Genomic DNA, 17,531 nt, shown 5'->3' with positions numbered 1-17,531 from the left:
GATCGATGAATCCGAACGAAAATCCTGTATCTACCCATCTGATACCTCTATGCGACGGTTTTTACCCATCTCGGTTATCCGAATTCAGTAACCCCTCACCGCAGATATCACCGCCCGAATCACTCATCACCTCGATCTTCCGATGACAGATTGGGTTCGACAGCGTCTAAAACGTCCGTTTGGGACTTGGTGGACTTATGGGTAAGAGACAGTGCTTTAGCGCGGGGAGGATGTCAACCAACACGGCCGGACTGAGACCCAAGCGGTGACAGAGTCGACAGGACGAGACGGGTGCAGATCCTTCCACTCCCACCAACGGTGGGTTCGGGGTCAGCCACCGCGTCTCCGAACACAACCTCCAACGACCGAACGTCAGTCGGCCGTTTCCTCGTCGTCTACCGCGAACCGCGCTTCGAGGTCGTCTACCGCGGGTTTCCCGACGAGATCCATGTACGACTCCCAGTCGACCACGGTGTCGGGCGCCTCGTAGGTCTCGGGTGTGTCGATCGCGGTCCGTAACTCCCCCAGCGCGCGCTGCATCCCAGCGGTCGCCGCCGCGGTGATGAGCCGCGGGTAGATCACGGCGTCGACGCCCATCGCTTCGAGCTTCCGCGCGGGGATCAGCGGCGTCGTCGGCCGGCTCCGGACGCCGAACCCCATGTTCACCGAGAGGGCGGCGCCGTCGACCTCGGCGGCGACGTGGCGGATATCGGGTTCGGAGGTGAGCGCGTCCGCGAACACGATGTCGGCACCGGCGTCGGCGAACGCGCGGAGCCGCTTGATGGCCTCGTCGAGCCCGCGGGTGGTCGCGGCGTCGGTCCGCGCCTTGATCAGGAGCTCCGGCGCGTGCTCGCGCCGAGCCGCGTCGGCGGCCTCGACCTTCGCGACCGCCTCGGCGAACGGGACGACCGACTTTCCCGCCATGTGACCACACCGTTTCGGCCACTCCTGATCCTCGATCATGACCGCCGCCGCGCCCGCGTCGGCGAGCCGCCGGACCGTCCGGTGGACGCCGACCGCGTTGCCGTACCCGGTGTCGGCGTCGACCCAAATCGGGATGTCAACCGCGTCTGCCAAGTGGCGGGTCAGATCCGCGATATCCGGGAGCGAGAGGAATCCGACGTCGGGCTGTGCCAGCCGGCTATTTGAGACACCAGCACCCGACAGGAACCCGGTCTCGAACCCCTGCTGTTCGACCAGTCTGGCGCTGATGCCGTCGTACACGCCCGGTGCAACCGTGATCTCCGGGGCGGCCAGCGACGCCGCCAGCCGTTCGCGTCCGTACATACGGCACTGCAGAATCGCCCGTGCAAAATACCACCCGAAACCCCGGCGTCGGGTGTCGCACCGATCACTCGAACGCCCAGAGAACGGCCGAAAGCACCGTCGCAGCCGCGAGCGCCGCGGTGAGCAGCCAGAACGCCGGCCGGAATCCGGCGGTCTCGGAGATAACGCCCACGAGCGCCGGCGACGACGCCCCGGCGATCATGAGCAGCGTCCGAACCGCGCCGAGGCTCCCGCCGGCCACCGACGCCGGGATGGCCGACATGAGGTATGCACCGCGGACCGGGCGGTACCCGTGCGATCCGACCCCCAGACAGACAATTGCCGCGCCCAACGCCACCGGGCCGGCGACGCCGGTGAGCACCACGACTGACCCCAACCCGAGGGTAGCGAGCCCCAGCGTGACACCCATCACGGGGAGCGTGCCGGTCCGGTCGCTGACCTCGCCGGTCACGAGTTGGATCAGACTCACCGCGAACAGCGCGCTGAAAAGCAGGCTGGCGGTGTTCGACGCCACGCCCGCCTCGCGGATGAGATACAGCGGGAGAAACGCGATCACGGCATTATACGCAAAGGAGAACAGGATCGTCACCACCACGAAGGTGGAGAACCGCCAACTCCGAAACATCGCGGCGTACTCCCGGACCGGCACACCCCCATCGCGGTCGTCTCCGTCGGCACCGTCCGGGAGTCGCGCCGGAACGCGCGTGACGAACGCCGCGGTCACGACGAGTCCGACGACGCCCGCGAGCAGGAACGTGGTCCGCCACCCGGCGCCGACGACCCCGGGGAGCCCGGCGAAGACGACCACTACCGCGGGTGCGGCGACGCCGCCGAAGGCGCCGAAGGTGTCGAACACCCCGAGCGCCCGCCCGGTCTGTCGCGGATACGTCCGCGAGAGGAGTCTGACCCCGACGGTCTTGAGCGTCCCCGTCCCCGCACCGATGACGAGCATCGCCGCGATCAGCGCGGCGAGGGGTGCGTCGACCGCCAGCGCGAGCGCTCCGAGGGCTGCGAGCGTGGCGCCGGCGCCGATGACGGTCACGGAGCTGAATCGGTCGGCGAGCAGCCCCGAAGGGAACTGCAACACTGCGTACACGAGTAACAGCCCGCTGAACGCGGTGCCCAGCCCCGCGGTGGAGATCTGGTAGACGCCCGCGATCCGCTCGAACAGCGGCGGGAACGCGAACCGGACGAACTTCCCCAGAAACCACAGCGCGGAGGTGAGGACGATGGCGTCGAAGCGGGCCAAGCGTGCGAGGCGCGACCGTTCGAGACGGCTCACCGCCACCCCCGTCGGCGCCCGGCGTCACACCCCGGTCCCGCGGGGTCGCGGTCGACGACTGGAACGCGAGAGGTGAGGCCCGGCGGGTGACCGGAACGCGGTCGCTCGGCCGACATATCGACCGACGGTTCGATCCCAGGGTTCATAACGATGATGAATCATAGGTGTCTCAATGACGGGTCGACGCGAGCGCGGAACCGAACCTGGGGTGGCCGACACTCACCGTTCACGACCTGGGGTGGCCGACACCCACCGTTCACGACCTGGGGTGGCCGACACCCACCGTTCACGACCGGCCGTCCCTCCGTCGTCGCCCCCGGAGGGGCGGGGATGACACTCCTGCGTGTGGAGGATCTGCGAGTCAGGTACGACACCCGCGATGGACCGCTCCACAGCGTCAACGGCGTCTCCTTTTCCATCGAGGACGGCGTCAACTACGCGCTGTCCGGCGAGTCGGCCTCGGGGAAGTCGACGACGGCAAAGGCGATTCTCGGGCTGTTACCCGACCACGCGACGGTTGAGTCGGGCACTGTCGAGTTCGCCGGGCGGGACCTGCGGTCGCTGACACCGACGGAGCGCCAGGACCTCCTCTGGGAGGAGGTCGCGTTCATCCCACAGACCGCGATCGACGCCTTGGACCCCGTTATGACCGTCGGCGCACAGATCAGACAGGCGATCCAGACCCACCGCGAGGTCTCCGAGCGGAACGCACGCCGGCGGGCACGGGAACTGTTCGAGACCGTCGGGCTGGACGAGGACCGCGTCGACGACTACCCACACCAGTTCTCCGGCGGGATGCGCCAGCGGGTCGTGATCGCAATGGCGCTGGCGCTGGACCCCAAACTGATCATCGCCGACGAGCCCACGACGGGGCTCGACGTCATCGTCCAGGACAAGATCATCGACAACATCCTCCAGATCCAGGAGGAGACCGACAGTTCGTTGCTCCTGATAACCCACGACCTGAGTGTCATCGCGGAGACCTGCGACGAGATGTCGGTGCTGTACGGCGGCACAGTGCTGGAGCAGGGCCGCGTCGACCACCTGCTGCTCAACCCCACGAATCCGTACACGATGGGGCTGAAGAACGCGTTTCCGGCCGTTGACGCCGACGGCGGCGACCTGATCTCGGTCCCCGGAACCCCGCCGAACCTGGAGTCGGAGCCGACGGGGTGCGTCTTCGAGCCCCGGTGTCCGTTCGCAACCGACGAGTGTGCGACAGTCGCGCCGGACCTCGAAGCCCTCCCCTACCGGAGCCAGCGGGTCGCGTGTCACGAGGCCGACCGGGCCGCCGTGATGCGTCGAGAGGCCGAGACCGCCGCGACGTGGGGCGGTAGCGCCGAGGGATCCCGGTCGACGGCCGACGGCGCGTTACTCGAAGTCGACGGGTTGCAGACCCACTACGAGCGCTCGGAGTCGCTGCTGGGACGGATCCCCCTCGGCGGCGTCTCCCCGACGGTGACGGGGTTCACGAACAGCCTCACCCGGTGGTACGAACAGCGCGGCGAGATCGTCCGCGAGGTGTTCGACGACAGCGAGTCCACGGTGCGCGCGGTCGACGGCGTCTCGATGTCGGTCGGACGGGGCGAGATCCTGGGCGTCGTCGGCGAGTCCGGGTGTGGGAAGTCGACGTTGGGCCAGACGCTCGCGCTCTTGGAGGAGCCCACCGGCGGCGGGTTCAGGTTCGACGGCCGGCCACACGAGTACTACCGCGACGGGAACCTCCAGTCGTTCAGACAGAAGCTCCAGATCGTCTTCCAGAACCCCTACGAGTCGCTGAACCCTCGGCTCACCGTCGGCCAGTTGGTGACCGAGCCGCTGACAATCCACGGCTACCGGTCGGGCGAGCGCGACGCGGCGGTCCGGGAGACGCTCGAACGGGTCGGTATGGCCCCCGCCGAGCGCCACCTGGACAAATACCCCAACGAGCTGTCGGGCGGCCAGCGCCAGCGGGTCGCGATCGCACGAGCGCTCGCGGTCGATCCGGACTTTCTCATCTGCGACGAGCCCGCGTCGATGCTCGACGTGTCGCTGCAAGCGGAGGTGTTGAACCTGCTGCGCACCCTGGCCAACACCGAGGGGATCGGTGTGCTGTACATCTCCCACGACCTCGCGAGTCTCACTCAGATCGCCGACCGGCTGTCGATCATGTACCTCGGACGGTTCGTGGAGACCGGCCCGACCGAGCAGGTCGTGGCTGACCCCCAACACCCCTATACGGAGGCGCTGCTCGCGGCCGTCCCGGAGACGGACCCCCGCGGGAGCCGCGATCGGGTCGCGCTCGACGGCCAACCGTCCGATCCCGAAGACCTCCCGACCGGGTGCCGGTTCGCGCCGCGCTGCCCGAAGGCGACCGACCGGTGCCGCGAATCGGAGCCGGAACTCGACGCGTGGCGTCGGGGCGACCACGGGGCGGCGTGTTTTCACCCGGCCGAGACGTCGCCGAGCGACGACCCCGGACGGGTCGGCGAGCCGGTCGGAACCGACTGAGCGGGCGGGTCACCGGGTCGCCCGAGCCAGGAGTTTCATGTTCGCAAACGATTCGACGCCGTCGGCGCCGCGAGTGATCGAGAACGCCTCGGCGGCACCCGTCGGCGGGTCTGCGAACGCGGCCGCGACACCCCGGCGGCGCTCCGCCGACGCGTCGACGTTGCCCAGCCACTCCGTGTAGTCGAGCGTCTTCGTGACGACCGTGGTCGTTTCGACGGTGAACCCGGCGTCTTCGAGCCACCCGATCCAGTCGGCGACGGTGTGTGACCGGACGTGTGTCGGGTCGCGACGCCGTTCGACGGTGTTGAGAAACTCGTCAAGTGCGGGGTCCTCGGGCGCGACGTTGTCCTCGAAGGCGAACGTGCCACCCGGCTTCACCACCCGCGCGACCGCCGCGACGAACGCGACCGGGTCGGGGAAGTGGTGGGCGGCGATCCGACACGCCGCGGCGTCGACGGCGTCGTCGGCGAACGGCAGCCGTTCGGCGTCGGCGACAACGCCTTCCACGCGCGGAAACGACGCGGCGGCGGTCGCGACCATCTCCGGGGCGGCATCGGCCGCGATGACCCGGTCGACACCCGCCGCAGCGAGCGCACCCGCGGTGTGGCCGGCCCCGGTGGCGACGTCGACCGCGCGGTCGGCGCCCGAACACCAGGCGGCGAGTCGGTCGAGATCGTCGCCCTCGCGGTGGACCGTGCTGTCGCGGTACGCGTCGGCGTGGGCACCGAACGCGGACGCCGCGGACCGCTTCCGGTCGCTTCCCCCAGCCATACCTCTGGTGTCCGCACGGTCGTGGAAACGTGTTCCGGAAGCGGTCGAGGGGTGATCGGGACGCCGCGGGAGACGCCGACGACCGGGAGGTCGGGGACAACCGCGGGCTTTTCCCACCTCCCATCGAGTGGCCGGTATGGTTCGACGGTCGCTGCTGTACTGCCCCGGCGACGACCGGGGGATGATGGAGACGGCGGTCGGGACGGACGCGGACACGGTGATCTTCGACCTCGAAGACGCCGTCGCGCCCGCCGCGAAGGACGACGCCCGCGGGACCGTTCAGTCACTGCTCAACGACCTGGGTGGGACGGAACCCGCTCGGTGCGTCCGGATCAATCCCTACGACCGCCGCGGCCGCACGGACGTTGAGTCGGTGGTTGGCGCCGTGTCGACCCCGCCGGACGCAATCGCGCTCCCGAAGGTCGACACCCCCGAGACGGTCGAGGCGCTCGCGGACCACCTCGCAGACCTGGGCGCGGACGGCGTCGACATCGTCCCGCTGATCGAGACGGCCAGGGGCGTCGTTGCGGTCGAGGAGATCGCGGCCGCGCCCGGCGTCGACGCGGTGGCCTACGGCGACCAGGATTTCACCGCCGACATTGGGGCGACGGTGACAGACGACAAGACCGAGTCGCTGTACGCCCGCCAGCGGACCGTGGTCGCGGCCGCGGCCGCCGGCGTCGACGCCGTCGACACCGTCTGGACCGACATCGGCGACCTCGAGGGGCTCCGCGAACAGGCGGCATTCGCGGTCGACATCGGGTTCGACGGGAAACTCGCGATCCACCCCGACCAGGTCCCGGTGATCAACGACGCGTTCACGCCGACGCCGGACCAACTCGAGTGGGCCGAGGCGGTGCTCGACGGGCAGGACCGCGCCGCTGACGCCGACGAGGGCGTGTTCACCGTCGACGGGCAGATGATCGACCCGCCGCTGGTGGAGCGCGCGCGGACCGTCGTCGAGCGGGCAGAAGCTGCCGGGCTCCGGTGAGGGCAGCGTACCCGCGGGGGAAGCGCCGATGTCCGACTACCCGACGGCGTGCTCGTCCGCGATCCGGCGCATCGCGTCGGCGAGTCGGTCGCGGTAGGTGTCGAGGTCCGACCCCTCGATCGGGTTGCCGTGGATCGGCGCGACCGCGCTCACGTCGAACTCGGAGAAGATGTCGTCGAGGGTCCGTTCGACCTTCTCGGGGGCGACGTACCGGAGCCACACCAAGTTGTCGCGGTGGTACGCGTACACCGACTCGGCGGGGGTCACGTCCGGGAAGTCGCACGAGAGAGCGTCACACTGCCCGGGGTCGTGGTAGTTCCCGAACCCGTCGGCGGTGAACAACACCCCGTCGCCGTGGTCGTAGATCCAGGTGGTGTGCGAGCGGTCGGCCAGCGGCGGGTCGATGAAGCTGAACCTCCGGCCCTGGACGGTGAGGCTGCCGCCGATGTCGCACTTCCGGGCGTCGGGGAGGCCCTGTTGGGCGGGCGACCCCGACGAGGCGACCAGTTCCACCGCGTCGGTGTCGCCGCCGAGCGGGGAGACGTTCGCCGCGTGCGGGTAATCCGAGTGCGAGAGCACGATCGCGTCCGGCCCCTCGCCGCCGGTCGCGTCGTCGACGGCGGCGGTGATCTCCTCGCGGTGGTAGAAGGAGCCGGAGTCGATCAGCACCGTCCCCTCAGGGGCGCAGACGAGGTACAGCGACACGTGCTCGTGGCTCCCCTCGTGGTCGTAACACTGGTTGATCCACTCGACGTTCGGCGCGACCTGGACCGTCATCCCGTCGCCTCCGTGGTGTGAGCCCCCGTCATCGGCTCACCCGAGGGTCCCGATGCGTTCCTGGCTGTCAAGCTCACGGGTCACCTCCTTCATCAGCGCCATGTACTCTGTGGCGTCCTTGCGGATGACGAGCCCGTGGGCGGGCGCGACGATCTCCGGATCGAACTTCTCGATCAGAGCGTCGATCTCGGCGTTCGTCTTCGGGACGTCGATGTACTGGTACCAGAACAGCACCCGGCCGTGGAACTCCACCAGCCGGCTCCGGTCGAACTCGCCGTCGAGCTCGTCCACGAAGGTCAGCCGCTCGTCGTCGAGGTGGATGAAGCCCATCCAGTCGACGGGGAACAGGGTCCCGGTCTCCGTCTCGGTCATCCACACCGACACCGGCGAGTCGAGGAATATGGCCTCGTGGAACTTCACGGTCCGGGTCCCGAGGTCGAGTTCGTCGCCCTCCTCGACGTGTACCCCGTCGTCGAGGTGGTAGAGCTCGTGGTCGTTGCCGTAGGCGGGCGCGACCAGCGTCGTCTCCGGGTGTTCCTCCAGAATCGCCAGCGTGTTGCCGGCGTGGGGCACGTCCGGGTGCGAGACCGCGAGGTAGTCCAGCCCCCGGTCGCCCACCAGGTCGTCGACGACCTCGAGGATCTGGTCGGTACTCGCGGGCGAGAGCGTATCGAACAACAGCGTCTCCTCGCCGCCGTCGACGAGGTACGCACACTGCGGGACGTACGCCTCCTCTCCCGGTTCGTACCACCCCGGGTTGCGGTCGTCGAGGTCCCACGATTCGGTCCTGTCCGGGCCCGGCTCGTAGATCCAGTGAATCCCGCGTGTGATCTCGCGTGGCATACATCCCGATTAATGAGGTATGATATAAAACTCTGTAGGGCGCAACCCCGTCACCGGAATGCGAACCCGACCACCCGGACGGGGTCCACACGACGTGCCGTGTCGATTTCCCCCGAAAGGGCGGTTGTAACCGTGTTACACGCTCGCGGAACCGATAATAATGGTGATCATCGATACGAGACAGGGTAACGTTCGTGACTGCCTCTTCCAATCTGCCCGAGCCGGAGGGCGCGACGGACTCGTCGCGGTCCGCAGGTGTCGATACCGCGTGGGCTGACGCCGGGACACGGCGAGTGGGCGTGGCGAGGACCCACGACAGCAAGGAGACCGACAGGATCAGCGGAACGACGCCCGTGGTGAATCCACCGCAGGCCGTCGCGAACACGCCTCACACGTATCGCGCTGGAGCACCCCCCGCCGCAGCCGGCCCGCCACTCCCGGACGCCTCCTTCGGCCGCCCCCCGCGGACGGTCAAGGAGTACCCCCAGAGAAACGATGGAATCCACACCCCGCTCCCGACATCTCGACCCACCGCCGGCGGCGACCACCACACGGGGGGCGCAACGATGGTACTGACGCGGGTGGCTGGCCTCCCGACGCGGAACGCCTCTCACCACCGATGTCCGTGACCAGACGCTCCGTTCTCGAACAGCTCGCTGCCGCGACCGACGCGACACGACGGGAGACGACCACCTTTGAGGCGCTTGCGACGACGCTCGACACCGACGAACCGACGGTCGAATCCCACGTGGATGGACTCACAGCGTGCGAACTGGCCAAACCGTATCCGGACGGCAGCGTGCGGATAACGATCACCGGCGAAGAGCTGCTGGCTCTCGACACCGACGAGCTGGTGGTTGTCGATTCTCCGTAACGGTCTCCAGCGCGGGGGACCGGTATTTACCGCCGCGGGGGCTAACAGTCGAACAAATGGAGGATTCACCGGTTGATGTCTGATCAAAACAGCGCCCGATCCAACGACGAGCGTGACGAGGTCCAGTACGATCCGAACTCCGGTCGGTACGATATCTACGAATGCACCGTCTCCGGTTGTGATAACGTCGTTCTCGTCGTTGGAAGCGACGACCCGCCGATGTCTTGTCACGACCAACTGATGGAGCGGGTGATGGACGTAGAGATGAGCGTCAACTCACCCGATGTGCGCCAAGTCCTCCTCCAGGCGTTCGGCCTCCCGAAAGCGGGACTGGACATCTGCCTGTGCGTTATCGGTGAAGGGCCACTGTCAGCAAACGAGGTTGCCGAGCAACTCGGCTACGACCGAAGCACCGTCACGCGGTATCTCAACAAACTCGTCGAGTTGGGACTGCTCCGACGGTCCGAACTCAACCGAGAGGGCGGCGGCGTTGTCAAGGTGTACCACTCGATCGACCTCGAACGGATGCGTCGCGAGACGCTCATCGGGTTCTACGCCTGGGCTGGCGAGGCAGCCGCACTCATCGAAGAGGCGAACCTAACGAAACAGGACTACCTCGAGAAGAATCCGGACCAGGAGCTGCCGGACGTCTTCTGGGAGTCGTTTCTGGACGAGTGACTGTTCGAGACGCACATCCCGGAACGGCTACACAGAACCGGGGAGCGAAGCGACGCGTTCGTTACGGAGAATCGAGGAGAAAGCCCCGCGCTAAAGCACTGTCTCTTACCCATAAGTCCACCAAGTTCCAAACAGACGTTTCAGACGCTGTCGACCCCAATCTATACTCAGAAGATCGAGGTAAGGAGTGAGTCGGGCGGTGATCTCGGCAGTCGGGGGTTACTGAACACGGGTAACCAAGATCGCCAAAATCGGTCCATAACGGTATAACGCCCGCAGATATCGATATTTTGCCCGAAGTAATCGACCTCGGCAACAACTCGATTTGTGGGTAAGAGACAGCGCTAAAGCACGGGGCTTTCTCCTCGATTCTCCGTAAGAGACGAGAGGAATCAGTATCAGTACGTCGGCGACTCCTCGGGCACCCCGTCGCGGGCGTTCACCAGCCGCGCGAACACGAACAGCCCGTCCGAGAGCCGGTTGAGATAGCGGATCGCCTCCCCGTTCACGGGTTCGTCGGCCGCCAGTGCGACCGCGCGGCGCTCCGCTCGACGGGCCACCGCGCGGGCGTGGTGGAGGGTCGCACCCGCGTCGCTGCCGCCGGGGAGGATGAACGACGTGAGCGGGTCGAGCTCCGCCTCGGCCTCGTCGATCGCGTCTTCTATGGTCTCGACGTGGGCCGTCGTCAGTTCCGGGTCGTCCTCGTCCGGGTCCGGGTTCGCGAAGTCGGCCTGGACGATGTGGAGCTGGTTCTGGATCGATTCCAGCGTGTCGTCGACGTCGTTGTAGCCCGTCGGGCGCGCGGTCCCGATCAACGCGTTCGCCTCGTCGACGGTCCCGTACGCTTCAATCCGGGCACTCGTCTTCGACACTCGGGACATGTCCCGGAGGTCTGTCATCCCCTCGTCGCCGCGGCCGGTGTAGATCTTCATCGGTCCGCGAGCGTACGCTCGACGTACGTCAGGATGTTTTCGCTCTCGGACATCGTCACGCCGTTGTCGCCGTCGATCAGCACGGGGACCGCGCGCTGGCCGCTCACGCGCTTGACCCCGTCGCGTTCGGAGTGGAGTCCTTCGACCCAGGTGGTCTCGTACCCGATTCCGTGTTCCGAGAGGGCGTCGTGGACCGCCTCGCAGTACGGACAGCCGTCGAGCGCGTACAGTTCGATGCTCATACTCCGACGTGGGGTCGCCGGGACAAAGAGGTTTGCTCGGGGAGACGCCGCGAGCAGGTCGAAGGGGCCACAGGTTTGGGCGTTTCGCTCGGCCCCTGCCAATGAAGTGTGTGGGGGTCGTACCCACGGGTATGAGCGTCACGGGCCTCTGTCAGGTGTGCGAAAGTCGAGAGGCCGAGTACACCTGTCACCAGTGCGGCGCGGCGGTGTGTCCGGTGCACTTCGAGCAGGACCGCGGCGTCTGCGTCCACTGTGCTGACCCGGACGGGACCGAAGACGTGTTCGCCCAGCCCGCCGGCGACGACGTCCCCGAGTTCCGGTAGCGACGCCGGGGAGTGCTTCGGAGTCCCCGTCGTCCGGATTCAATCGGCGCGGTAGGTGTTCAACCGGTTCCGGAGTCGTTTCGCCGCTTCGCCCGCCGCCCCCGCGAAGTCCTCGCCGCGGTCCTCGCCCGCGAAGATGATTCCTCGCGAGGAGTTCACCACCCCGACGCCGTCGGCCAGGCCGTACGCGACCGCGGCCTCGGCGTCACCGCCCTGCGCACCCACGCCCGGCACCAGGAACGGTAGGTCGGGCACCTGCTCGCGGAGGTCGGCCAACTCCTCGGGTGCGGTCGCGCCGACCACTAACCCGACGTTGCCGTGTTCGTTCCAGAGGTCCGCCAACGCGGCGACCCGCTCGTAGACCGGCTCCCCCGAGGCGAGGTCCAGGTCCTGGAGGTCGGCGCCGCCGGAGTTGGAGGTCCGACAGAGCACGAACACGCCCTTGTCGGGACGGTCCAGAAACGGCTGCAACGAGTCCCGCCCCAGGTAGGGGTTGACCGTGATCGCGTCGGCGTGGTCGAGAAGTTCGGCGTACTGTCGGGTGGTGTTCCCGATGTCAGCACGCTTGGCGTCGAGCAGGACTGGGACGTCCTTCCCGTGAGCGTACGCGATCGTCTCCCGGAGCGCGCGCCATCCGTCACTGGTCTCGTAGAACGCCGCGTTCGGCTTGTAGCAGGCGGCGTACTCGTGAGTCGCGTCGATGATCCGACGGTTGAACGCCCACCGCGGGAGGTCCGCGCCGTGGAGGTGCTCCGGAATCCGTGACGGGTCGGCGTCGAGCCCAACCGAGACGACGCTGTCGATCCGGTCGATCCGGTCGCCGAGACGATCGAAGAAGGCGGCGGTCATACCTGTGTCTCCGCGCCGGGCGCCGAGTAGGTTTCCCTTCCGCCCGACTTCCGGATCCGTCCTCGTCGCGCGACTGGGAGTCGTGTCCAGGAACGGGTTGCGAGACCGCGGGGGCTTCTGGCGTCGTCTCCCCGCCGTTCTCGAACGTTCTCTACTTCTATTCGAAAAGCATCGACCGGAAACCGTTAGGCGCCCGCCCCGGAACGGGCGCGTATGACAGACGCCGTAGACCTCGCCGCCCGCGTCCGCGAAGGGGAGCTCCGACTCCACGAATTGGACGATCACGCCGATCCCGACGTCGCCGCCGCGGCACGCCGCCAGCTGGTCGAATCCGAGACCGACGCGTCGCTGGACTCCGTCGGCGACTACGGCTTCCCCGCGGCCGCCGCCGAACCCAACATCGAGAACATGATCGGCGCGGTCCAGGTTCCGATGGGGGTCGCCGGCCCCGTGGCGGTCGACGGCGGCGCGGCCGAGGGGGAGGCGTACCTCCCGCTTGCGACGACCGAGGGCGCGCTGCTGGCGAGCGTCAACCGCGGGTGTTCGGTGGTCAACGCCGCTGGCGGGGCCAACGTTCGCGTCACCAAATCCGGGATGACCCGCGCGCCGGTGTTCCGGGTCACAGACGTGGTTGAGGCCGAGGCCCTCGTCGAGTGGGTGCGCGACAACGTCGACCGGCTACGGGAGGCGGCCGCCGAAACCACGACCCACGGCGAACTCCTTGACGTAACCCCGTACGTCGTCGGGAACTCCGTCTACCTCCGGTTCCGCTACGACACCAAAGACGCCATGGGGATGAACATGGCCACGATCGCGACCGGGGCCGCCTGTGACGTGATCGAGGCCGAAACCGATGCGTCGCTGGTGGCGCTGTCAGGGAACCTCTGTACGGACAAAAAACCCGCCGCGATCAACGCGGTCGAGGGTCGGGGGCGGAGCGTGACCGCGGACGTCGCCGTCCCCCGGGAGGTCGTCACAGAGCGGCTCCACACCACCCCCGAGGCGATCGCGGAGCTAAACACCCGCAAGAACCTGATCGGGTCGGCGAAGGCGGGGAGCCTCGGGTTCAACGCCCACGTCGCGAACGTGGTCGCGGCGATGTTCCTCGCGACCGGCCAGGACGAGGCCCAGGTGGTCGAGGGCGCGAACGCGATCACCACCGCGGAGGTCCGCGGGAGCGGGTCGGACGGCGACCTCTACGTGTCGGTGTCGCTGTCGTCGCTGGAGGTCGGCACCGTCGGCGGGGGGACGAAGCTCCCGACGCAGGCCGAAGCGCTCGACGTCTTGGGGATCCGCGGCGGCGGCGACCCCGCAGGGTCGAACGCCGACGCGTTCGCGGAGTACATCGCAGCGGGCGCGCTCGCCGGCGAACTCTCCCTGCTGTCGGCGCTGGCGTCGCGGCACCTCTCCAGCGCTCACGCCGAGTTGGGGCGGTAACGGTCGCAGGCGACTACTCGCTCGAGGCGACGCTGATACCGCCCGTGGTGAGGAGCGCACCGACTCCGACCAGGCCGGCGCCGAGGGCGAGCAACGGCGTCGCCGGCAGTCCGACCTCGCCTCCGCTTTCGGCCGCGATCCCGACCGACATCGCGAGCCACCCCAGTCCCAACAGCGACAGCCCTGCCCCGCGCCGGCGCTGCCCCTGGACCACCGCCGCGCCGCCGAGCAGGGTGTGGGCCGCGAGGAACGCGACCCCCGCGATCACCAGCCGGCCGGTCACCGCGAGCCACGCCCCGCCCACGAAGCAGGCGGCGGTGGACCCGCGGGCGATCCACCCCACCACATCCGACCCGAACGACGGTGTGCCGCTCATACCAGTCGGTACGAACCGTTCGACTCGGAGACGTCCCCGCGCCGGGCGAGCGTCTCCAGCAGTTCCCGCGCTTTCTCCCCCGGAACGCCGTGGGACTCGGCGTACGCGGCGATGTCACCCGCCGTCGGGGCGTCCTGCTCCCGGATGGCGTCCCGGACGACCTCGTCTCGGCTTCGGGAGGTCGACCGCGACGACGCCCGCTCGCCGGCGGCCGCGACCGCGTCGGCGTCCAGCCCCGACCCTTCGAGGTACTCCCGGTCGTCGACACCGCTGTCGCCGATCTCCGACTCCATCGCCGCGACGTGGGCGGTGTCGGCGAACGCCTCGCTGTTGCCGCCGCGCTTCGCGAGCAGCGCCGCGCGGGCCTGGCGGACGGCCTGGCGGTCCTCGTCTTCGGCGAGCCGGCGGAGCTTCTTCGTCCGGTGGGTCCGGCCGCACCGCGGGCACGTGGCCGTCTCGGCGGTCCGGGGGTCCGAGAGCAGCCAGAGGTGGTCGCACTCGGAACAGCCGACGACAGCGTACATACGCCTCCATTCCGCGGCGTCCGGTTTGAACCTTCGGCCCGAAACAGGTGGCGGTAACTACTCCCCGACCGGAGCGAACCTCGCGTCGCCGCCGTCGAACGTCAGCCGCTCGTAACGCTCGACGGTCACGGCGTCGTCGACCTCGCCGAGGAGCGCCTCCGAAACGCGGAACGACGATAGGTGAGCCGTGTCGCGGGCCCACGCGATCCGCGCTTCGTCCGGGTCGTAGTCCCCGGCAGTCGCGACCGCGGCTCGGAGTGCGTGCCTGTCGGACGGGAGCACGACCGGGATCGACGACCGCGACAGCGACCCGCTGGTTAGGGCGTTGGTGTACATCTGGTCGAGATCCAACTCCGCGGCGACCTCGGCAGTTGTCACGTCCGCCAGCCCGATGCCGTGGCCGTTGCCGTGAGTCGCGTCGGTCAGCCCGAGCGCGATGATCCGGTCGATGTCGGGTGTCGGAGGATCAGCGGCGTTCACAACGCCGTACCGCCCGATCACGTTCGTGTCCATCCCCGACCCAGACACGTCCTTGCCGATCTGCTCAACCACGAGCGCGTCAAGGTCGTCGAACGGCAGCGTCGGCAGGTACTCCGTCGCCCGCTCCAGGAGGGCTGCCTCTGCGTCGGGGAGGTCGACGGCGGGGATCCCTTCGACGTGCGCCGTCCGGTCGCGGACGTTCTCTACGACCGCGACACCGCCGATCACGGGTGCGTTGTCACGGACGACACCGAGCGCGCGCTCGATGGTGTCGACGTAGCCGTGGGTCAGTGCGGCCTCGTGGAACGATCGCGCGCCGGCGCGCTTCCCGAGTCCGACGGTGAGCATCTTCGAGACCCCGCTTTCAACCCGCCCGGAGAAGTTGGTGTGGGGTTTCACCCGGTTGACGACCACGATCCCGTCGGCTTCCAGAGCGGCGGTCGCGACCGGCACCCCGTGGCCACGGTCGGTCGTCCCGACCGCCTCGGCGTCCATCCGCGCGTCAACCGGACACCCCAGCGCGTCCTCGGTCAGCCCGAGCGCCGCGAGCGTCCGGCGCTGGCCCGCGGCCGTCGACCCGCCGTGGCTCCCCATCGCCGGGACGACTACGGGGTCGTACCCCGCGGCCGACAGGTCCGTGATCACCGTCTCCGCGATCGGCTTGATATCGTGAATGCCGCGGCTCCCGAGGCCCACTGCGACGGTGCCGCCCGCGGGGACTTCCGAGAGCGGCAGCGACGCGACCGCATCGTGGGTCGCTGCGCGGACGTCGTCGATCTCGGGGGTCTCGGGGTCGTACGACACCCGCGCGAACGTCGGAAACGTCACTTCGGGGAGGGTGGCGTCAACGGTCTCGGCGTCGGGAAACTCCATACGCGTCCCCGTTCGGGCACGCAGAAAAGCGGACAGGGTCGGTCGTCGCCGGCGTGGCTCCGCTCAGGCCAGGTCGTGGATCCGCTCGACGATCGCGTCGGCGAACTCCGAAGTCGACAGTTTCGTGCCGCCCTCGATCTGGCGGTGGAGGTCGTAGGTTACCTCCCCGGATGCGATGGCGTCTTCGACAGCGTCGCGGACCAAGGCGCCGGCGTCGTCCCACCCGAGGTACTCGAAGAGCAGCCGCCCGGACAGGATCATGGCGGTGGGGTTGACCTTGTCCTCACCGGCGTATTTGGGTGCGGATCCGTGGACCGGCTCCGCGAGACACAGTCCGTCGCCGAAGTTGGCGCCGGGCGCGATGCCGAGGCCGCCGATCTGGGCGCCGGCGGCGTCGGACATGTAATCGCCGTTGAGGTTCATGGTCGCGATAACCTCATACTCGTCGGTTCGGGTGAGAAGCTGCTGGAGCATGTTGTCCGCGATCCGGTCGTTGACGACCAGCATATCGTCGGGGGCCTCGCCGTCGTACTCCTCCCAGAGTTCGTCCTCGGTGATCGCCACGTCGTCGTACTCCTCCTCGACGAGTTCGTAGCCCCAGTCGCGGAACGCGCCCTCGGTGAACTTCATGATGTTTCCCTTGTGGACCAGCGTCACCGTGTCGCGGTCGTTTGCGAGCGCGTAGTCGATGGCCTGCCGAACCAGCCGTTTGGTGCCGAACTCCGTGATCGGCTTGATCCCGATTCCGATGGGGCCGTCGTGGAGCATCTCGTTGTATCCCATATCGTCTTCGATGAACGACTTCACTTCCTCGACGCCGTCGGTTCCGGCCTCCCACTCAATGCCGGCGTAGACGTCTTCGGTGTTCTCCCGGAAGGTGACCATGTTCATCTCCTCTGGGTTCTTTACTGGCGAGGGGACGCCGTCGAGGTAGTAGGTGGGCCGGACGTTGGCATAGAGGTCGAGTTTCTGTCTGAGCGCAACGTTCAACGAGCGGAAGCCGGAGCCGACTGGCGTCGTGAGCGGGCCCTTGATCGCGGCGCGGTGCTCCCGGATCGCGTTGACGGTGTCGTCGGGGAGGTTCTCACCGTACGTCTCGCGGGCGGAACTACCGGCGTAGAGCCGCATCCACGCGACGGAGCGTCCGGTCGCCTCCGCGGCGGCGTCCAGCACCTGCTGTGCGGCGGGCCCGACGTCGGTCCCGATCCCGTCCCCGTGGATGATCGGGATGATGGGCGTGTCGGGAACGTCCAGCTCACCGGTCTTCGGATCGGCGAGTGTGATCTTCGATCCCTTGTCGGGGACCGTGACCTGATCGTAGCTCATAAACACCCGCCATTTTCCGCACCGGCCGTAAATCAGTGCCGTTACCGCCGCGCCCGGCAAATGCTGCCGGAGGAGTGGCGAAATCGCGTGACCGTGCCGACGGCCGGAGCGGGAGAACGCGGGGCACCGCCGGTGCGGTTGTTTGTGTGGGTCACGGACTGCGACCCACGGGCCCT

General features: G+C 68.1%; 18 protein-coding genes. 6 read left to right on the top strand and 12 right to left on the bottom strand.

Annotated elements, in window-relative coordinates:
• Positions 1–372 precede the first annotated feature (372 nt).
• Together IEX72_RS07390 and IEX72_RS07385 are read right to left on the bottom strand one after the other, a co-directional pair.
• The gene (locus IEX72_RS07390; RefSeq protein ID WP_188786732.1) at positions 373–1,287 is read right to left on the bottom strand and encodes an isocitrate lyase/PEP mutase family protein; all 915 of its coding nucleotides are present in this window, start codon (positions 1,285–1,287) and stop codon (positions 373–375) included.
• A 64-nt stretch (positions 1,288–1,351) separates the two neighbouring features.
• Positions 1,352–2,569: an MFS transporter gene (locus IEX72_RS07385; protein ID WP_229663776.1), complete on the bottom strand. Its 1,218-nt coding sequence runs from the start codon at positions 2,567–2,569 to the stop codon at positions 1,352–1,354.
• Positions 2,570–2,899: 330 nt separating this feature from the next.
• Here IEX72_RS07385 and IEX72_RS07380 point away from each other — a divergent pair, with 330 nt between their 5' ends.
• Positions 2,900–5,059 carry a dipeptide ABC transporter ATP-binding protein gene (locus tag IEX72_RS07380; RefSeq protein ID WP_188786730.1) on the top strand — a complete coding sequence of 720 codons (2,160 nt, stop codon included), beginning with the start codon at positions 2,900–2,902 and terminating at the stop codon, positions 5,057–5,059.
• 9 nt (positions 5,060–5,068) lie between these two features.
• Here the strand turns inward: IEX72_RS07380 and IEX72_RS07375 are convergent, their stop codons facing one another.
• Entirely contained in the window at positions 5,069–5,830 is a 762-nt protein-coding gene (locus tag IEX72_RS07375) for a class I SAM-dependent methyltransferase (protein ID WP_188786729.1), read from the bottom strand.
• 136 nt (positions 5,831–5,966) lie between these two features.
• Between IEX72_RS07375 and IEX72_RS07370 the strand changes: the two genes are divergently transcribed.
• Positions 5,967–6,821, top strand: coding sequence for an HpcH/HpaI aldolase/citrate lyase family protein (locus IEX72_RS07370; RefSeq protein ID WP_188786728.1), 855 nt, complete (start codon positions 5,967–5,969; stop codon positions 6,819–6,821).
• 36 nt (positions 6,822–6,857) lie between these two features.
• On the opposite strand, the gene IEX72_RS07365 is transcribed toward IEX72_RS07370, so the two are convergent.
• Together IEX72_RS07365 and IEX72_RS07360 are read right to left on the bottom strand one after the other, a co-directional pair.
• Entirely contained in the window at positions 6,858–7,598 is a 741-nt protein-coding gene (locus tag IEX72_RS07365) for an MBL fold metallo-hydrolase (protein ID WP_188786727.1), read from the bottom strand.
• A gap of 36 nt (positions 7,599–7,634) precedes the next feature.
• Positions 7,635–8,441, bottom strand: a complete 807-nt coding sequence (locus tag IEX72_RS07360) for an oxygen-binding di-iron domain-containing protein (protein WP_188786726.1) — start codon at positions 8,439–8,441, stop codon at positions 7,635–7,637.
• Between the two features lie 619 nt (positions 8,442–9,060).
• Between IEX72_RS07360 and IEX72_RS07355 the strand changes: the two genes are divergently transcribed.
• Positions 9,061–9,315 carry a hypothetical protein gene (locus IEX72_RS07355; protein WP_188786725.1) on the top strand — a complete coding sequence of 85 codons (255 nt, stop codon included), beginning with the start codon at positions 9,061–9,063 and terminating at the stop codon, positions 9,313–9,315.
• A gap of 75 nt (positions 9,316–9,390) precedes the next feature.
• Positions 9,391–9,993, top strand: a complete 603-nt coding sequence (locus tag IEX72_RS07350; protein WP_188786724.1) for a helix-turn-helix domain-containing protein — start codon at positions 9,391–9,393, stop codon at positions 9,991–9,993.
• A 398-nt stretch (positions 9,994–10,391) separates the two neighbouring features.
• Here the strand turns inward: IEX72_RS07350 and IEX72_RS07345 are convergent, their stop codons facing one another.
• Entirely contained in the window at positions 10,392–10,925 is a 534-nt protein-coding gene (locus IEX72_RS07345; RefSeq protein ID WP_188786723.1) for a cob(I)yrinic acid a,c-diamide adenosyltransferase, read from the bottom strand.
• Positions 10,922–11,167 carry a glutaredoxin family protein gene (locus tag IEX72_RS07340; RefSeq protein ID WP_188786722.1) on the bottom strand — a complete coding sequence of 82 codons (246 nt, stop codon included), beginning with the start codon at positions 11,165–11,167 and terminating at the stop codon, positions 10,922–10,924. Before IEX72_RS07340 ends, IEX72_RS07345 begins: the two co-directional genes overlap by 4 nt.
• 131 nt (positions 11,168–11,298) lie before the next feature.
• Between IEX72_RS07340 and IEX72_RS07335 the strand changes: the two genes are divergently transcribed.
• Positions 11,299–11,490 carry a zinc finger HIT domain-containing protein gene (locus tag IEX72_RS07335; protein ID WP_188786721.1) on the top strand — a complete coding sequence of 64 codons (192 nt, stop codon included), beginning with the start codon at positions 11,299–11,301 and terminating at the stop codon, positions 11,488–11,490.
• A gap of 39 nt (positions 11,491–11,529) precedes the next feature.
• On the opposite strand, the gene pyrF is transcribed toward IEX72_RS07335, so the two are convergent.
• Positions 11,530–12,339, bottom strand: a complete 810-nt coding sequence (gene pyrF / locus IEX72_RS07330; protein ID WP_188786720.1) for an orotidine-5'-phosphate decarboxylase — start codon at positions 12,337–12,339, stop codon at positions 11,530–11,532.
• 213 nt (positions 12,340–12,552) lie between these two features.
• On the opposite strand from pyrF, the gene hmgA reads away from it, so the two are divergent.
• Positions 12,553–13,776, top strand: a complete 1,224-nt coding sequence (hmgA, locus tag IEX72_RS07325) for a hydroxymethylglutaryl-CoA reductase (NADPH) (RefSeq protein WP_188786719.1) — start codon at positions 12,553–12,555, stop codon at positions 13,774–13,776.
• Positions 13,777–13,789: 13 nt separating this feature from the next.
• On the opposite strand, the gene IEX72_RS07320 is transcribed toward hmgA, so the two are convergent.
• The 4 genes from IEX72_RS07320 to icd form a co-directional block, all read right to left on the bottom strand.
• Complete coding sequence (locus tag IEX72_RS07320; protein ID WP_188786718.1) at positions 13,790–14,152, bottom strand: hypothetical protein; 363 nt, start codon at positions 14,150–14,152, stop codon at positions 13,790–13,792.
• On the bottom strand, positions 14,149–14,676 hold the full coding sequence (locus tag IEX72_RS07315) for a DUF5817 domain-containing protein (protein ID WP_188786717.1): 528 nt from the start codon (positions 14,674–14,676) through the stop codon (positions 14,149–14,151). Before IEX72_RS07315 ends, IEX72_RS07320 begins: the two co-directional genes overlap by 4 nt.
• A 57-nt stretch (positions 14,677–14,733) precedes the next feature.
• Complete coding sequence (locus IEX72_RS07310; protein WP_188786716.1) at positions 14,734–16,029, bottom strand: lactate racemase domain-containing protein; 1,296 nt, start codon at positions 16,027–16,029, stop codon at positions 14,734–14,736.
• A 63-nt stretch (positions 16,030–16,092) separates the two neighbouring features.
• Positions 16,093–17,355: an isocitrate dehydrogenase (NADP(+)) gene (gene icd, locus IEX72_RS07305; RefSeq protein WP_188786715.1), complete on the bottom strand. Its 1,263-nt coding sequence runs from the start codon at positions 17,353–17,355 to the stop codon at positions 16,093–16,095.
• Positions 17,356–17,531 lie beyond the last annotated feature (176 nt).

This window comes from Halobellus salinus (assembly GCF_014646875.1).
GTDB classification, from domain to species: Archaea; Halobacteriota; Halobacteria; order Halobacteriales; family Haloferacaceae; genus Haloquadratum; species Haloquadratum salinum.
This window is presented reverse-complemented; position numbering and strand designations above follow the sequence as displayed.

Coding starts and splice junctions, on each gene's coding strand:
- IEX72_RS07365 (WP_188786727.1), bottom strand. CDS start 7,598: ATGACGGTCCAGGTCGCGCCGAACGTCGAGTGGATCAACCAGTGTTAC.
- hmgA (WP_188786719.1), top strand. CDS start 12,553: ATGACAGACGCCGTAGACCTCGCCGCCCGCGTCCGCGAAGGGGAGCTC.
- IEX72_RS07315 (WP_188786717.1), bottom strand. CDS start 14,676: ATGTACGCTGTCGTCGGCTGTTCCGAGTGCGACCACCTCTGGCTGCTC.
- IEX72_RS07390 (WP_188786732.1), bottom strand. CDS start 1,287: ATGTACGGACGCGAACGGCTGGCGGCGTCGCTGGCCGCCCCGGAGATC.
- IEX72_RS07310 (WP_188786716.1), bottom strand. CDS start 16,029: ATGGAGTTTCCCGACGCCGAGACCGTTGACGCCACCCTCCCCGAAGTG.
- IEX72_RS07360 (WP_188786726.1), bottom strand. CDS start 8,441: ATGCCACGCGAGATCACACGCGGGATTCACTGGATCTACGAGCCGGGC.
- IEX72_RS07350 (WP_188786724.1), top strand. CDS start 9,391: ATGTCTGATCAAAACAGCGCCCGATCCAACGACGAGCGTGACGAGGTC.
- IEX72_RS07335 (WP_188786721.1), top strand. CDS start 11,299: ATGAGCGTCACGGGCCTCTGTCAGGTGTGCGAAAGTCGAGAGGCCGAG.
- IEX72_RS07355 (WP_188786725.1), top strand. CDS start 9,061: ATGTCCGTGACCAGACGCTCCGTTCTCGAACAGCTCGCTGCCGCGACC.
- IEX72_RS07375 (WP_188786729.1), bottom strand. CDS start 5,830: ATGGCTGGGGGAAGCGACCGGAAGCGGTCCGCGGCGTCCGCGTTCGGT.
- pyrF (WP_188786720.1), bottom strand. CDS start 12,339: ATGACCGCCGCCTTCTTCGATCGTCTCGGCGACCGGATCGACCGGATC.
- IEX72_RS07320 (WP_188786718.1), bottom strand. CDS start 14,152: ATGAGCGGCACACCGTCGTTCGGGTCGGATGTGGTGGGGTGGATCGCC.
- icd (WP_188786715.1), bottom strand. CDS start 17,355: ATGAGCTACGATCAGGTCACGGTCCCCGACAAGGGATCGAAGATCACA.
- IEX72_RS07340 (WP_188786722.1), bottom strand. CDS start 11,167: ATGAGCATCGAACTGTACGCGCTCGACGGCTGTCCGTACTGCGAGGCG.
- IEX72_RS07380 (WP_188786730.1), top strand. CDS start 2,900: ATGACACTCCTGCGTGTGGAGGATCTGCGAGTCAGGTACGACACCCGC.
- IEX72_RS07345 (WP_188786723.1), bottom strand. CDS start 10,925: ATGAAGATCTACACCGGCCGCGGCGACGAGGGGATGACAGACCTCCGG.
- IEX72_RS07370 (WP_188786728.1), top strand. CDS start 5,967: ATGGTTCGACGGTCGCTGCTGTACTGCCCCGGCGACGACCGGGGGATG.